The organism is Patiriisocius hiemis (assembly GCF_031846325.1).
In the GTDB taxonomy this organism is placed as follows: Bacteria; Bacteroidota; Bacteroidia; order Flavobacteriales; family Flavobacteriaceae; genus Patiriisocius_A; species Patiriisocius_A hiemis.
Genome location: NZ_JAVRHZ010000004.1, coordinates 21,147 through 37,114, shown reverse-complemented (window position 1 = coordinate 37,114; position 15,968 = coordinate 21,147). Strand labels below are relative to the sequence as shown.

Sequence of the window (15,968 nt, the reverse complement as noted above, 5' to 3'; positions counted from 1 at the left end):
AAATATGAAAATTAGTTTTATTTAACTTACATTAATTAAAAGTTAAAGGATGTTGAGAATCCCTAAGAATAAATAAATGTCCCAAACTCTGAGCTTATAGTTAGCTTTTTTTCTTCAGAAGATTCTACTTTACCAATTATCTGAGCATCCACATTAAAAGAGTTTGAGATCTCTATAATTTTTGAAGCGACTTCCTCTGGAACATACAACTCCATTCTATGCCCCATATTAAAAACTTGATACATTTCTTTCCAGTCTGTACCACTTTCTTGTTGAATTAATTGAAATAGTGGAGGAACATCAAAGAGATTGTCTTTTACAATATGAAGATTATCTATAAAGTGGAGGATTTTTGTCTGTGCTCCTCCGCTACAATGAACCATTCCGTGAATTTCTTTATTACTGTAACTTTTTAGAATCTCTTTGATGATTGGCGCATAAGTTCTTGTTGGTGATAGCACTAGCTTACCCGCATCAAGCGCAGAGTCTTTTACAGTATCTGTCAGTTTTTTTGATCCTGCATACACAAGGTCTTTTGGTACTGAATGGTCAAAACTTTCAGGGTACTTAGAAGCTAAATATTTTTCAAATACATCATGTCTTGCAGAAGTAAGTCCATTACTTCCCATACCTCCATTGTATTCTGTTTCATAGGTTGCTTGTCCAAAAGAAGACAAGCCAACTATAACATCTCCTGCTTTTATATTCGCATTATCGATGACTTCGCTGCGCTTTATTCTTGCTGTAACGGTAGAATCTACAATAATGGTTCTCACCAAATCCCCTACATCTGCAGTTTCTCCTCCTGTGGAATATATCTCGACTCCAAATTTTGACAGATCTTCCAGCAATTGTTCGGTACCATTAATAATTGCCGAAATTACTTCACCTGGAATAAGGTTCTTATTTCTTCCAATGGTAGAAGAAAGCATAATATTGTCTATCGCTCCCACACACAATAAATCATCAATATTCATTATGAGGGCATCTTGTGCAATTCCTTTCCAGACTGAAATGTCTCCAGTTTCTTTCCAATACATATATGCTAAAGAAGATTTTGTGCCTGCACCGTCAGCATGCATAATCACACAATGGTCTTTGCTACCCGTTAGGTAGTCTGGCACTATTTTACAAAATGCTTTTGGGAACAATCCCTTATCTACATTTTTAATAGCATTGTGTACATCTTCTTTACCTGCTGAAACACCTCGCTGGGCATATCGTTTTGAAACTTCTTGACTCATAGAACAAAGGTAAAAAAAGAAATGGCATAACTAGGTTATGCCATTTCTTTAGATTTTAATAGTTATTAACGCGTAAATAATAATTCACGGTATTTAGTCAATGGCCATAGCTCATCGTCTACTAATAATTCTAGCTTATCACAGTGGTATCTAATCTCATCAAAATAAGGCTTTACTTTATTACAATATAATGAAGCTCTTTTTTCTCCATTATCAATTTTGTTTGCTTTTTTACGAGCATTGATCATATCGGTAATGCCTTTGTTAATTTTTGCAATGTGTCCACTAATTGCTTCAATTAGCTCAATTTGCTCTCCAGCAAAATCTTTAAATTTATTTCCGTAGATATCTTTAAGTCCTTGCACGTTTTCAATTAAAACATTTTGGTACTTAATAGCAGTAGGAATCACATGATTTCTTGCAATGTCACCAAGTACTCTTCCTTCAATTTGGATTCTCATTGCATATTCTTCTACTTCAATTTCGTAGCGTGCTTCAATTTCAACCTTGCTCATAATACCAAGGTCTTCATACAACGCTATAGTTCTTTTAGAAACTTGTGCTTTTAAGGCTTCTGGAGTAGTTTTATTATTACTTAAACCTCTTTTCTTTGCTTCTTTTTCCCACGCCTCTCCATAGCCATCTCCTTCAAAACGAATACGCTTAGAATCTTTAATATACTCTCTAAGTACGTTAAAGATAGCGTCGTCTTTTTTCATTTTCTTACCTTTTATTAAGGCATCTACTTCTTCTTTAAATGCCCTAAGTTGTTTTGCAACGATAGCATTTAAAACTGTCATTGACTTTGCACAGTTTGCCGTAGATCCCACAGCTCTAAACTCAAATTTATTCCCTGTAAATGCAAAAGGCGATGTTCTATTTCTATCTGTATTATCTAGTAATATTTCAGGAATTTTACCTACTACATTTAGTTTTAAATCTGTTTTTTCTTGTGGTGATAGCTTCCCATTGGTAACTTTTTCAAGTTCATCCAATACTTGAGTAAGTTGCGAGCCAATAAAAACTGAAATAATAGCGGGTGGTGCTTCGTTTGCACCTAAACGATGGTCGTTACTTGCACTTGCAATTGCCGCTCTTAAAAGTTCTTCATACTCATTAACTGCTTTAATAGTATTAATAAAAAAGGTTAAAAACTGAAGATTTTTCATAGGGGTACTTCCAGGTCCTAATAAATTTACTCCTGTATTTGTAGCCAATGACCAATTATTGTGTTTTCCACTACCATTAATACCTGCAAAAGGTTTTTCGTGGAATAAAACTTTAAAATTATGGCGATCTGCAACTTTACTCATAACATCCATTAATAATGAGTTATGATCTACAGCTAAATTAGTCTCCTCAAAAATTGGAGCTAGCTCAAACTGATTTGGCGCCACCTCATTGTGTCTAGTTTTTACAGGAATTCCTAAATACATACATTCGGTTTCCAAATCACGCATGTAGTTAAGCACTCGTGTTGGTATTGAACCAAAGTAGTGATCATCTAATTGTTGTCCTTTTGCTGAAGCATGCCCTAGCAATGTTCTCCCCGCGAGGTTAATATCTGGTCTTGACTTTGCTAAAGATTTATCTATTAAAAAATACTCTTGCTCCCACCCTAAAGTTGCATTTACTTTAGATACATTTTTATCAAAATACTTTGCTACTGCTGTTGCAGCATGATCTACAGATTGTAGTGCTCGTAGTAAAGGTGTTTTATTATCTAGTGCCTCTCCTGTATACGCAACAAAAACGGTAGGAATACATAGTGTGGTTCCATAAATAAAAGCTGGTGATGTTGGATCCCAAGCTGTATACCCTCTTGCTTCAAAAGTATTACGAATTCCGCCATTAGGAAAACTAGATGCATCTGGCTCTTGCTGTACTAACTGTCCACCGCCAAACTTTTCAATTGCCAATCCATCTCCGGTAGTTTCAAAAAAAGCATCATGCTTCTCTGCCGTTGATCCTGTTAATGGTTGAAACCAATGGGTATAGTGGGTTGCTCCTTTTGAGATAGCCCATTCTTTCATCCCTGTTGAGATATGGTCTGCTACAGATCTATCTATTTTTGAACCATTCTCAATAGCATCCATCACACTCTTGTATGAGTCTTTGGTTAGATACTGGCGCATAGCTGCTTCATTAAAAACATTATGCCCGTAAATTGACGAACGTCTTTCTGGTTCATCAACATTAATAGTAGGACGATTAAATGTTTCTTTGATTGCTTGAAATCTTAATGTGGACATTTTTGTACTTTTTAAGTGATTTTTTTACAAATTTAAAGCACAAAAGTATGCTATTTTAATTTGCACCCCCTGTTTTTTTATGTTAAGTTATCAATAAATTAGGTTTTTGTGTTAATAACCCCCTTTTTTTACTCAAAAATCAAATTCTAAAAAAAAGAGAAGAAGAAAAACTTGAATAGCTTAGTTTTAAGAACATAGAAAATGGACTCGCTACGCTATTAGAATATGAACGATTGGAGTTAGGCAATTGGATAACTGGGTGATTAGAAAATAGGGTTTTAATTGTAACTAATAATACCAAAACTGTTAACTGCAATTGTGAACTTAGACTGGGACTTACTACTGAATAAAAGCCATACTTATAAAAATACAGTATGCGACTACAATAAGTAATCCTTTAATGCGATTAATCTCAAATCGTTTAGGAAGAAATGCAAGTGGAATTAAAACAGCTGCAAAGCCAATCATCCAAAAAATATCGCTAGACAAGACTTCTGGGCTATTAACATCAATAGGTTGTATAATTGCAGTAATACCTAAAACAGAAGCAATATTAAAAATATTAGAGCCTATTAAGTTTCCTAGTGATAATGCCTTTTCTTTTTTTAATGCAGCTATTACCGAAGCAGCCAACTCAGGCACACTAGTCCCTACTGCAATCATAGTAACCGCGATAACACGTTCACTAACTCCCATGCTTGTTGCTAAATCTACAGCTCCTTTTACGAGTAGCTCACTACCACCCCAAAGCGCAACACCACCGATAACTAACCAAATAATAATTTTTACAGAAGTAACTTTTGATAATGAATCATCTACAGTTTCGGTTACCCCTCTTCTACTTTGTTTTCTAGCCCTAGCAATTAATAAAACTAAATAAATTATAAGAATTACAATAAGACCAACACCTTCTAGCCTATCCAACTGGTTTCCCGAACTTAATAGAAAATACAATGCTATAGAAAGCAGCATCATCACAGGCCAATTAAATTTATAAAAGTCCTTATCTATTGCTAGTGGAGCAATAATAGCTGTTACCCCTAACACAAGTCCAATATTAGCGACATTAGACCCTATCACATTTCCTAAAGAAATATCACTAAAACCATCTAGTGCAGCATTTACACTTACTAATAGTTCTGGAGCCGAAGTTGCAAAAGAAACAACTGTGAGCCCTATAACCATTTTAGAGAGCTTCAACTTAAAAGATAATGCAACTGAAGCTCTTACCAAAAACTCTCCTCCTACTACTAATAGTGTTAATCCTAATAGAATAAAAACAACGCTCATGTATAAAATTTAGTTGCACGAAGATAGGCATTTGATTTACGATTTCAGAATAGAGAAACGTGAATTCTATCAACAAAAAGACAATAAATAACTAAAGAACAAGTTATATAACTACAAAAATAGTTGTGAAACTATAAAAATAGTTATACGTTTGCTATGACAAAGCAATTTTATAAAAAAGATTCTCATAAAAGGAAGTAAACATGGAACAATTAACAAATAAGGAAGAAGAGGTAATGCAAGCGCTCTGGAAGCTTGAAAAGGCCTTTGTTAAAGAGATAGTTAGCATTCTACCAAATGAAAATCATTATAACACAGTTTCAACTATTGTAAGAAACTTAGAAGAAAAAGGATATGTTTCACATCAAGCTTTTGGCAAAACGCATCAGTATTTTCCAATAGTTAGTAAAGAGGCGTATACTAAACAATTTATGAATCAAGCAACCCAGCGATATTTTGACAATAGCTATAAAAGCATGGTTTCATTTTTTGCCAAAGAAGAGAAAATTAGTGCAAAAGAGCTCCGCGAAATTTTAGAAATAATAGAAAACAAGTAAAGGTTATGGAAATACTATTATACGTTTTAAAATCGGCTGGGATTCTTGCTTTGTTTTATTTAGTCTATAACACCATATTACAAAGGGATGTAAACTTTAAAGCAAATAGACACTTTTTAATTGGCGGAGTTATAGCAGCTATTACTCTTCCGTTTCTTACATTTAGTTATACAACATACATTGAAGCATTACCACTAGATGATTCTGCATTTGTACTAATTGAGCAACCTATTGAAGAAATAAAAACATCTCAAGAGGTAGTAGTGATAGATTGGCTTATAATAGCTGTAACAGTTTACGCTTTAGGGTTTTTATTCATGTTTATTAAAATAGTAGTCCAGCTAGTATCCCTCTTCAAGCTAATCAATACTAACAAAAAGATTAAAAAGGGCCGTTTTACATTTGTAAAAATAGATGATAATACAGCGCCTTTTTCTTTTTTTAACTATATAGTTTATAACCCTAAACTACATAACTCTAAAGAGTTAGAGATGATACTAGCACATGAGCAAATTCATGCTAGACAATGGCATAGTATAGATATTTTACTAGTCCATATTACTAGGGCAATACAATGGATAAACCCCTTCTCATGGCTATACAAAAAAAGCATTGAAACTAATCTTGAATACATTGCAGATAACGAAACAGCACAGCAAGTAAATTCTAGAAAAGAATATCAACTGGCACTTGTAAGAGCATCTTCCTCCTTACCTGTACCAGCACTCACAAATAATTTTTATCAATCATTTTTAAAAAAACGAATCATTATGTTAAACAAGAGTAAATCAAACCCCAAGAACAATTGGAAGTTGTTAATCATTCTTCCATTACTAGCTATTTTTCTATTTAGTTTTAATGTAAAAGAGGTGATAGAGTATATTCCTTCTGAAACAATTTCTGAAATCAAAAGCACTTCAGAAAATAAGCCAACTGTAGAAGCACCTTCAGTAGTTTTAGATATTGCTAATGGAGCAACAGTAACTCCTTATAAAGAGATGGTATCTAATAGTACTTCTTCAGAAGAAAGAAAAAATACCACAGTAACAGAAGTTATAGCTAAAAAGCCTGAAAAAAATAGTAGCCTGAAAAAAATAACAGCCCCTACTAAAGTGACTATTAATGAAATAAAATTTAAGGTTACAAAAAACACAACCAATGCAGAGTTAGATAAACTAAAGGCACAGCTTAAAAAAGAACATGATATAAATATGAATTATGATGTAGAGCGAAATAGCAAAAATGAAATTACTTCTATTCATTTAGAATATGATGGTAATGGCAAAAGTGGCAATTATCATATAAATAGTGATGACAATGAAGGTATTGATGATTTTCATTTTGTGATGAATGATAGTGGAGATGTTTTGTTAGGCAATCTAGAAAAGATTGAGAAACGATTTGTTGAAAGAAGAAGAATGCTAGAAGGAAAAAGAGCGGAGGTTTCAGAAAAACGTGAAAAAATGAAAGAAAGAAGAAAGGAGATGAATGAAGAAAGAAAAGTTATTAGAGAAAAATATACTACAGCAAGAGCAAAGGTTAGAGAGAGTGGAAGAGACGGCAAAAAACGTAAAATCGCAATTGTAAGAAGTGACGACTCTAATACAGATCCATATATTATAATAGATGGAGACGAAACAGAAATTGAAATTGAAGAAATTAGCCCTAATGATATTGCATCTGTAACTGTTTTAAAAGGAAAAAAAGCAGATAAAAAATATGGTGCTAAAGGAAAGAATGGGGTAATTGAAATAATTACAAAAAATAGTGATCACGCTATTGTAATAGACAAAAACACAACAGATGCAACTTTAGCTAAAATGAAAAAAAATCTAGCTGCTAAGGGAGTTACCTTTAATTACAAGAGAGTTAAGCGTAATAGTAATGGCGAAATAACTGGAATTAAAGTTGACATTAAGAATGGGAAAGGAAGTAAATCCAGCACTAGTGTTAGTAGTGATGATGGAGAGCCCATTGAAACTATACTACTTGAAATAGATTAGCCTTTTTAAAATCTGTAATCAGAATGCCTGTATTAATATACAGGCATTTTTTATTTGTATTTTTATAGAATGAAGAAGCAATTTTTTAAAATGTTAGCAAAAATCAACAAAGCAATTTTACCTAGCTTAACCAAAAAAGGAGTTGATATAGCAAAACTTACTAAACTTCAAAAAGTATTATTTGGATATCGATTATGGGTTACTAAAAATGCATTAGATTAATATGTAAGTAATGATCTTACATCATATTTTCTCAACTTACTAGCTCCTTTTAGAAACTCTAACTCAATTAAAAAATTACATTGTACAATTTCACCTCCAAGTTTTTCAATAAGTTTACAAGCGGCACTTGCTGTACCACCAGTAGCTAGCACATCATCATGTAGTAATACCTTATCCCCTTTTGAGATAGCATCTTCATGTATTTCTAATGCATCCATACCATATTCTAAGGTGTAGGGTTGTTTTAACGTTTCAAAAGGTAGTTTTCCTGGCTTTCTAATAGGGACAAAACCGGCATTTAAATGCTGGGCAAGTGAAGTAGCAAAAAAGAATCCTCTGCTTTCTATCCCTACTACTTTATCAATTTTTTGATTTTCAGTTAAGTTAAGTAAGGCAGTTGTGCAGCTAACCAAAGCTTCTTTATTTGCTAACAAGGGAGTAATATCTTTAAAAACAACTCCATGTTTTGGGAAATCAGGAATATCTCGAATGTAATTTTCAAGGTTTAGCATCTTTAAAAATAAGTCATACTAGCTTACAATAAAAGTATTTCTGTAAAAATCAAATAATATCTTTAGAGAAGTATACTGGCTCATGTTGTTTTAAAATATGATACAACTCTTCGGGATTAAAGGGTTTTGTTAAAAACTCATCTACACCTGCCTTTATAGCATCATTTTTAACTTTATTTGATGCTGAAGCTGTTAAAGCTATTATTGGAGTTTCGCGTTTATCTATGTCTGACATTAAACGTATTTTTTTTGTTGCTTGGTACCCGTTCATTACCGGCATCTCTAAATCCATCAACACTACATCGTAATTATTATTAGAAACTTCTTTGACAGCTTCTAATCCATTTTCAACAACTTCAAAATTAGCGCCCCATTTCTTTAAAAAATTACTTAAAACAAAAACATTAAGCTTGTTGTCTTCTACGACAAGAATATTGGTTTTTAAGTTTGAATAATCTACTTGAGGGGTTTCTGCTTTTTTGCTTGCTAAGTGAGAATGCCTAGTGGTATATTCTAAATCAAATTGAAACACAGCTCCTTCACCAAGCTCACTAATCACTTTTAGAGTACTTCCTTGAAGTTTGAGTAACTCTTTACATATAGAAAGTCCAAGACCAGCACCAGGATTCAAATCTGTTTTAGAACTAGCACCTTGCTTAAATTTCTTAAAAATCTTGCGTTGTTCTTCTTTTGCAATTCCAATCCCAGTATCAAAAACTTGAAAACGAATTATTGATTTATTATGAGTACTTGAAACTTGAGATACATTAATCCCTATCTTACCTTGATTGGTGAATTTTAAAGCGTTGCTAAGTAAGTTATTTATTATTTGAGATAAACGAATACTATCTCCAATTACCATGTTGGGGATAACGCCAATTTTATTTATTTGAAAGTCAATATTTTTCTCATGAGCTTGAAATTGGAAGTTTCTTCTAAAGATTTCTAATAAATAGTTTAGACTAAACTCCTTTTTCTCGAAGTTTATATTTTTGGCCTCTATTTTATTAAAATCTAATATTCCATCTATAAGGTCTAATAAATGCTTCGCAGAAAACAATAAAGCATTTAAACTTTCTTCTTGCTCTTTAAGATGTGGCTCCATTAACAAGAGATTAGACAAACCAATCAATGAGTTTAATGGCGTTCTCATATCATGAGACATTTTTGCCATAAATTCATTCTTTGCCTTATTGGCTCTTTTTAATTTTAATTGTGTTTCCTTTAGTTTAGTGACATCTGTAAAAGTTCCTATGCTTCCAATACTTTTCCCGCCGTCATCATATCTATGAGCAATAGAAACTTCTATATACTTTATTTCTTCATTTTGATTTATAAATTTTAAGACAGTTTGTTTATTTTTCTTTTTTAAGTTAAATAAACGTTCAATTTTTTTCTTTTCAGACTCATTATCACCAACCAAAAATGAAGAATACTTTGCGTTTAATGATTTTAGTACTGAAAGACCTGTTAAATCCTTCCAAGCAGGACTTAAATAAATAAAGCGCCCGTCCTTATCTAATTGAAATAAAACACCCTTAATGTTTTTTACTATGTACTCAAGCCTAGTAAGTGAAAAATCTACTTCCTGTTTTAAGGCTTGATTGGCTTTAAAAAGCTCTTTAGAGCTTTGTTCTAGTATATTTTCTAGATGTAGAATATCTTTATCAAAACTATGATATGCTTCATTAACCTGGTCTAATAAGCCAGTAGCACTATCACTACAAGTAACCTTTTCGTCATTAGTCTTTGCTAATTGCCTTTTTAGCAATCTATGTATCTCTTTACTTCTCATACCTCTTCAGTTAAAGTAGTTATTGTCATTGTTTGATTATGGAGCTCACATGCTGAAAACTCTCCAAAAGGAGCAATCTCTCCATAGGAATAAAACCCTGTTATCTTAGTTTCACTTCCTAAGACATCTCTAACAGATTCTATTTCTTCTTCTACAAGCTGTTTAAGAACAAGCCTTCTTCCTACACAACTAATTAGTATAGCTAATGCAGGAGTATAATTATTCGATTTATTTGCAATTTCAGCAGAGGTTTCAGCTCCATTTATTAGTCTATCAACATTAGCCTTCATTAATCTTACATAGGCACCTTTTGGGATATTACCTGCAAAAGTTAAACTCTTATTTTTTTCATCAACACTTAATATTGTTCTTACTATAGGTTCTTTGTTAATAGTTGTACGCATGCTTAGTGGAAACAATAATCCCGAAGAAGGAAGGTCTTTAGCCTTATCACCCAAATAAGATTTGTATACATCAAGGGCTGGAGTGTGGTCAAGTTCAAAAAGTATATTCTTTTCAGATTTAGTGACTAAACGCTCAATACCAAAACTATCCCAACCCCCTTTAGATCCAAACCCAACTTTTAAGGAATCACCATACAATCCAATACCTACAATAGTTTTTTCTTGAAGTTTATTATTATTTACAACAAAAGTCTTTTTAAAATCTGGACCATCTGCAGCCAATCCTCCTGTTACGCTTGTTGAATTAATAACAGATTTTAATCCAGAAATTAAGTCTGCACCATTAACGTTTAAGCCATCGCTAAACAAAAGAATATGTTTTAAATCCTTATGAAGGAGTTTATTTCCTAAGTTAACACCACTTTTAAAAGAGTTTTCAATTTTATTTAGAGGAACAGCAACCTTCTTATGAGTGATTTTATTGAATTTAATTGCTGTAAATGATATTGTTCTGTCTGTTACAGAAACATTAGATATTTCTCCAGCTGTAGAGCAACCAGTAATTGATGCCTTTGGAAATTTCTTGGTTAAATAAGTAAGAACTTCTTCTTTATCAGGAAATAGAGGAGATATAAATAAAAGGATAATAGATGGCTCCATGGTCAATTTTTCTAACTGACTGTGCCAAGAACTTTCTATTAATGTTTGTTGTACTACCTCCATAACAATAATGTTGCAAACTATGGGGATAGAAACTTGCGGAAATACTTATTACGAAATGAATAAGTATATGAGTAAAATAATAAATCGTAAAGTAAGATATTTACTACTAAAAAACAAACTTATAAATTATTAATAATCAATTATTTATGATTTTTACGTTATAAATATAGTGAATTGATAGTTTTTAAACGGTAATTGATGCGCTTTATAGATTAAAATTAAATATTCATTAAACAATATACTTAAAGCTCTTAGGTTTAAAAACAAATTGGAAAATAATAGGGCTGACATAAATCATCTTTTTTAAATTTTTCTACTTATAGATTTGTGGTAAAATTTAAAAACAAGCACTATGAAAACCATTTTAATCCCTATAGATTTCACAAGCACAAGTAGCAAAGCTTTAGAAATAGGTGCAACAATAGCTAAACGAATTTCTGCAAAAATTGTACTTACGCATATGGCCGGAATTGAAGAAAGATTGTTAACTAAAACTAACACCCTTGAGGAAACTGTTTATCATACCAAACTTGCAGAAAAAAAGTATTCAGAATTATTGGAGCAGCCTTTCTTAAATGATATTCTGGTAGAACCTTTGCTACAAAAGAAGTTGGATTTTACCAGTATTAACAATTTTGCTCAGGAAATTAATGCATCACTTATTGTAATGGGTTCTCGTGGCAGTAGTGGCTTAAAAGAAATTTTTAAAGGTAGTAACGCCGAAAAGGTGGTACGTAGTTCAGAAACTCCAGTACTTATAATAAAAGAAAACGACCTCATTTTTGCGCCAAAACGCTTGATTTTTGCAAGCAACTTTGATGAAGAGGCTATTTCCGCATATTACAAAATTATTGAGATCGCCACGCTTTTGAGTGTAAAGATAGAATTACTTTATGTCAATCTACCTAATGACCAATTCATAAGTACCAAGAAAATGGACGAGAAGCTCTTAGGTTTCTTTAATAAGGTGAATCATCCCAATCCAGTAAATGCAATTAAGACAGTAAATCGTGTTGCAGACTATACAGTAGAACAAGGGGTTTTTAATTTTGCGTCATTGTCTGGTGTTGACATAATTGCCATACCAACACATGGCAGAAAGGGATTATCCCATTTCTTTAATGGAAGCATAAGTGAAGACATTGTAAACCATTCATCACTTCCAGTATTGACTGTTAAAATGCAGTAGAATTTACTATAAGCCTTCCACAATATTGTAGAGGGCTTTTTTATCTTCAATTTTTATACGTTTTCCAGAGGTGGAAACAAGACTTTCTTTTTTGAACTTGGTTAAGGTCCTTATCAGCAATTCAGTAGCAGTACCAACCACATCGGCAATATCTGCTCGTGAAAGTTGAAGGTAGAGATAACCTTCTCCATCCAATCCAAAATTATCTTCCAGATACATCAGTACCTCAGCGAGGCGTTGGCGTACTGTTTTTTGAGCCATATTAACTATAATATCGTCCGCGTATTTTAAATCTTGAGCCATGTGCTTTAGAACTGCGTTGGTAAAAACAGGATTGGTTTGTAACGGTTCTTCTATATGATTTTTCGGGATAAAACAAACTTCCATATCCTCAAGGGCTGTAGCACTAAGGTTAGCGGTTTCAGAAGCAATAACAGATCGTTGCCCAAGGACCTCACCCTTCTGGGCAAGTTTTACAATTTGATCACGGCCATTGTCACTCATCTTTGACAACTTGGAAATACCATTACGTACACAGAATACACCACTCAATCGCTCGCCCTCTTTAAAAATGACATCCCCTTTCTTGATTATTTTGGTCTTTTTATTATCAGACATTTGTTTTAGCTCCTCTTTTCTTAAAGCTTTAAAACTATTCATTTGCCTAATGATACAATTTTCACACCGCGAATTTGAATGTTCATTCATAGATTGTAAAATTAACAGATTTTTTATTCAATCCGTATTTTATGATAATTAATCTAACTTCCTAAATTCGTCCTACCTTCATAAAAACCCTTGAAAGTTTTACAGGTTTTGTGCCCATCTTCAATATTTTACAAACAGTACATACAATTAAACCTTGTTCTAAGCAAGTAACATAGAACACTCAACTAAAAGGGGAGTTTATTTAAGCAAAGGCTAGAGTTAGTAATATAAGTGTCGTTTAATCCAGTAAATTTACTGCTGAAGGTTTCATAATTTTTTTCTTTTCAAAATACCAAATTTTGACCAAAATTCATAACAAGAATTTAAGTCGAACTGACAAAAGTCATCTTTTTTAAAGACCAATCTTACCAACTTTGCCTCAGGTATAGAGCAAATTATGAAAAACTGTTATCACTGTGGCGACCCTTGCCGTGATACCACCATCGAGCATCAAGAAAAGTATTTCTGTTGTAATGGTTGTAAAATGGTATTCGACATTCTCAACGAGAATGACCTCACATATTATTACGACTTACAGGCCACACCTGGAAAGACGCCTTTAAAAATTGAGGGACGGTTTGATTTTCTGGATAACAAATCCATTATCACCCAGCTATTGGAGTTTGACGAGCAGGACATACATGTTGTATCATTTGTTATTCCAAATATTCATTGTAGTTCTTGTATTTGGGTACTTGAAAATCTACACAAATTGCATCCCGCTGTAAATAATGCGCAAGTCAACTTTCCACAGAAATCAGTTAGGATTACTTATAATGCCGATGAAATAAATCTGAAGGAATTGGTGTTGCTGCTCAGCAGAATAGGCTATGAGCCCAATATCTCACTTGAAGACTTCAACAAGAAAGAAAAGAAAATTAACCGAAGCCTTATTTACAAATTAGGCGTTGCAGGTTTTGCATTTGGCAACATAATGTTCCTGTCTTTTCCTGAATATTTTGAAGTTAGCGAATTCTGGCTGGATCAGTTTAAGCACCTATTTCGTTGGTTGATGTTTGCCTTTGCCGTTCCTGTGGTTTTTTATTCGGGAAGAGATTATTTTATATCAGCCTCAAAAGGCCTACGGTCTGGAATTTTAAATATAGATGTACCTATTTCGATTGGTATTTCGGTATTGTTTGTACGCTCTACGTTGGATATTGTAATGGATTGGGGTACCGGATTTTTTGATAGTCTTACTGGCTTGGTATTTTTCCTATTGTTAGGTAAGTTCTTTCAACAAAAAACGTATTCATTTCTATCTTTTGAAAGAGACTATAAATCCTACTTCCCTATTGCTGTTACACAGTTAATCAAAAACGACAATGCTTCCGTGAAGGCGAAAACCAAAGAAGTACAAATCCCTGTTTACGATTTAAAACCTGGAAACAGAATCCTCATCCGTAACAATGAGCTGATACCTACAGACGGAATTTTAATAAAGGGAGATGCGTTAATCGATTACAGCTTTGTAACTGGTGAAGCCGCACCGGTTTCCAAAACATCTGGTGACAAGATTTTTGCTGGAGGAAAACAGAAGTCGGGCATCATAGAGGTCGAAGTGACCAAGGCTGTTGAGCAATCCTACCTCACGCAACTTTGGAACAATGAAGTCTTCAGTAAAAATAAGGCCACCACCTTTGAAAACCTTACAGACCAGATAAGCAAACGGTTTACCATTATAATTCTGGCCATTGCTATTGTATCAACTTTGATATGGTTGTTTATAGATATCAGTATAGCCTTTAATGTGTTCACGGCGGTTTTAATTGTGGCCTGTCCTTGTGCCATTGCTCTAGCCGCACCCTTTACCTTAGGCAATATGCTTCGCATTTTCGGTAAGAAGAAATTATACCTAAAAGAAAGTAGCGTCATTGAGCAAATGGCACAAATCGACACCGTGGTTTTTGACAAAACCGGAACGCTAACGACCCACAGTAAAAATCTGATTACCTACGAAGGCATCACACTTAGTGAAAATGAACAAAAAATTCTCAAAAGCACCTTACGAGCCTCTAATCACCCATTGAGCCGAGCCCTATATGAGTTATTGCAGGATAACGGCATCTATCCGCTCGACGATTTTCAAGAAGAAACTGGTAAGGGTATCACAGGAACTTATGGCGAGACCAGCATAAAAATAGGAAGTCAAAATTTTGTAGGGCACGATACTCAAGTCGCCACAACTTCAAATACCCAAGTGCACATTAGTACTAATGATGTATACAAGGGCTGCTACATATTCTACAACAACTATCGTGACGGTATGCAGAAGTTGTTTTATGAAATTGGTAAAACAGCCCAATTGGTCGTGCTATCTGGTGATAATGATGGAGAACGAGAATTCTTAAAAAGTCAGTTGCCAGATTCTTCTCTATTGAAATTTAATCAAAAGCCAGATGACAAGCTCAACTTTATAAAAAACCTTCAACAACAGGGCAGAAAGGTGATGATGGTAGGCGATGGATTGAATGATGCTGGTGCACTCGCCCAGAGCAACGTGGGTATTGCCGTATCAGAGGACGTCAATGTATTCTCGCCCGCTTGCGATGGCATTATTGATGCCAGCAAATTAGAACAATTAAATGAGTTTATGACGCTTTCGCGAAAGAGTATTGGCATTATAAAATACGCTTTTATGTTCTCGCTATTCTATAATCTTATTGGTTTGGGATTTGCCGTCACGGGAAATCTTGCACCTGTAGTTGCAGCCATTTTAATGCCGTTGAGCTCGATTAGTATTGTGGTATTTACCACCATTTGCACATATATTATTGGAAAAAATATGAAAACTAAAATTGAATTAAAATGAAAAAGGAAATCAATCAGATAGCACAGCTTTTTGTTCAGTTGAAAAAGAAATATGAATTGAGCGAATGCTCAAATTGTCTTCTGATGAATGATTATTTAATAAGTGAGTATAAACATCTAAAACTAAAACTACAATCGCTCGAAAGATTATGTAATCAAATTGATTTTGGTAAAGACGATACTCTTGTTGAAGCACATAGAACAGTAGGAGTTATAGGATTGTATTTAATGGTTTGAGGGACTATAAAAATTATTTTT

The 15,968-nt window shown here is 33.6% G+C and carries 13 protein-coding genes; 6 read left to right on the top strand and 7 right to left on the bottom strand.

Going from position 1 to position 15,968, the window contains the following annotated elements; all coding sequences use genetic code 11:
* Nucleotides 1–62: 62 nt before the first annotated feature.
* From RM538_RS08000 to RM538_RS07990, 3 genes are all read right to left on the bottom strand, one after another.
* The gene (locus RM538_RS08000) at nt 63–1,244 is read right to left on the bottom strand and encodes an AIR synthase related protein (RefSeq protein WP_311332897.1); all 1,182 of its coding nucleotides are present in this window, start codon (nt 1,242–1,244) and stop codon (nt 63–65) included.
* 65 nt (nt 1,245–1,309) lie between these two features.
* Nucleotides 1,310–3,496 (bottom strand): glutamine synthetase III family protein, encoded by a 2,187-nt coding sequence (locus RM538_RS07995; protein ID WP_311332896.1) that lies wholly within the window; start codon nt 3,494–3,496, stop codon nt 1,310–1,312.
* 339 nt (nt 3,497–3,835) lie between these two features.
* Nucleotides 3,836–4,786 carry a calcium/sodium antiporter gene (locus RM538_RS07990; RefSeq protein WP_311332895.1) on the bottom strand — a complete coding sequence of 317 codons (951 nt, stop codon included), beginning with the start codon at nt 4,784–4,786 and terminating at the stop codon, nt 3,836–3,838.
* A gap of 203 nt (nt 4,787–4,989) precedes the next feature.
* On the opposite strand from RM538_RS07990, the gene RM538_RS07985 reads away from it, so the two are divergent.
* From RM538_RS07985 to RM538_RS07975, 3 genes are all read left to right on the top strand, one after another.
* Nucleotides 4,990–5,343, top strand: a complete 354-nt coding sequence (locus tag RM538_RS07985; RefSeq protein WP_311332894.1) for a BlaI/MecI/CopY family transcriptional regulator — start codon at nt 4,990–4,992, stop codon at nt 5,341–5,343.
* 5 nt (nt 5,344–5,348) lie between these two features.
* Complete coding sequence (locus RM538_RS07980; protein WP_311332893.1) at nt 5,349–7,346, top strand: M56 family metallopeptidase; 1,998 nt, start codon at nt 5,349–5,351, stop codon at nt 7,344–7,346.
* A gap of 69 nt (nt 7,347–7,415) precedes the next feature.
* On the top strand, nt 7,416–7,568 hold the full coding sequence (locus tag RM538_RS07975; RefSeq protein ID WP_311332892.1) for an SsrA-binding protein: 153 nt from the start codon (nt 7,416–7,418) through the stop codon (nt 7,566–7,568).
* Here RM538_RS07975 and RM538_RS07970 read toward each other — a convergent pair.
* Genes RM538_RS07970 through RM538_RS07960 form a run of 3 tightly spaced genes read right to left on the bottom strand, consistent with a single transcriptional unit; the run spans nt 7,565 to nt 11,002 of the window.
* Complete coding sequence (locus RM538_RS07970) at nt 7,565–8,080, bottom strand: adenine phosphoribosyltransferase (protein WP_311332891.1); 516 nt, start codon at nt 8,078–8,080, stop codon at nt 7,565–7,567. The two genes, RM538_RS07975 and RM538_RS07970, sit on opposite strands and share 4 nt — an antisense overlap.
* 49 nt (nt 8,081–8,129) lie before the next feature.
* Nucleotides 8,130–9,875 (bottom strand): response regulator, encoded by a 1,746-nt coding sequence (locus RM538_RS07965; RefSeq protein WP_311332890.1) that lies wholly within the window; start codon nt 9,873–9,875, stop codon nt 8,130–8,132.
* Nucleotides 9,872–11,002, bottom strand: a complete 1,131-nt coding sequence (locus tag RM538_RS07960) for an FIST signal transduction protein (protein ID WP_311332889.1) — start codon at nt 11,000–11,002, stop codon at nt 9,872–9,874. Before RM538_RS07960 ends, RM538_RS07965 begins: the two co-directional genes overlap by 4 nt.
* A gap of 352 nt (nt 11,003–11,354) precedes the next feature.
* Here RM538_RS07960 and RM538_RS07955 point away from each other — a divergent pair, with 352 nt between their 5' ends.
* Nucleotides 11,355–12,191, top strand: coding sequence for a universal stress protein (locus tag RM538_RS07955; protein WP_311332888.1), 837 nt, complete (start codon nt 11,355–11,357; stop codon nt 12,189–12,191).
* Nucleotides 12,192–12,197: 6 nt separating this feature from the next.
* On the opposite strand, the gene RM538_RS07950 is transcribed toward RM538_RS07955, so the two are convergent.
* Nucleotides 12,198–12,851, bottom strand: a complete 654-nt coding sequence (locus RM538_RS07950; protein WP_311332887.1) for a Crp/Fnr family transcriptional regulator — start codon at nt 12,849–12,851, stop codon at nt 12,198–12,200.
* Between the two features lie 445 nt (nt 12,852–13,296).
* Between RM538_RS07950 and RM538_RS07945 the strand changes: the two genes are divergently transcribed.
* Both RM538_RS07945 and RM538_RS07940 read left to right on the top strand, forming a co-directional pair.
* Nucleotides 13,297–15,711: a heavy metal translocating P-type ATPase gene (locus RM538_RS07945; RefSeq protein WP_311332886.1), complete on the top strand. Its 2,415-nt coding sequence runs from the start codon at nt 13,297–13,299 to the stop codon at nt 15,709–15,711.
* 83 nt (nt 15,712–15,794) lie between these two features.
* On the top strand, nt 15,795–15,947 hold the full coding sequence (locus RM538_RS07940; RefSeq protein WP_311332885.1) for a hypothetical protein: 153 nt from the start codon (nt 15,795–15,797) through the stop codon (nt 15,945–15,947).
* Nucleotides 15,948–15,968 lie beyond the last annotated feature (21 nt).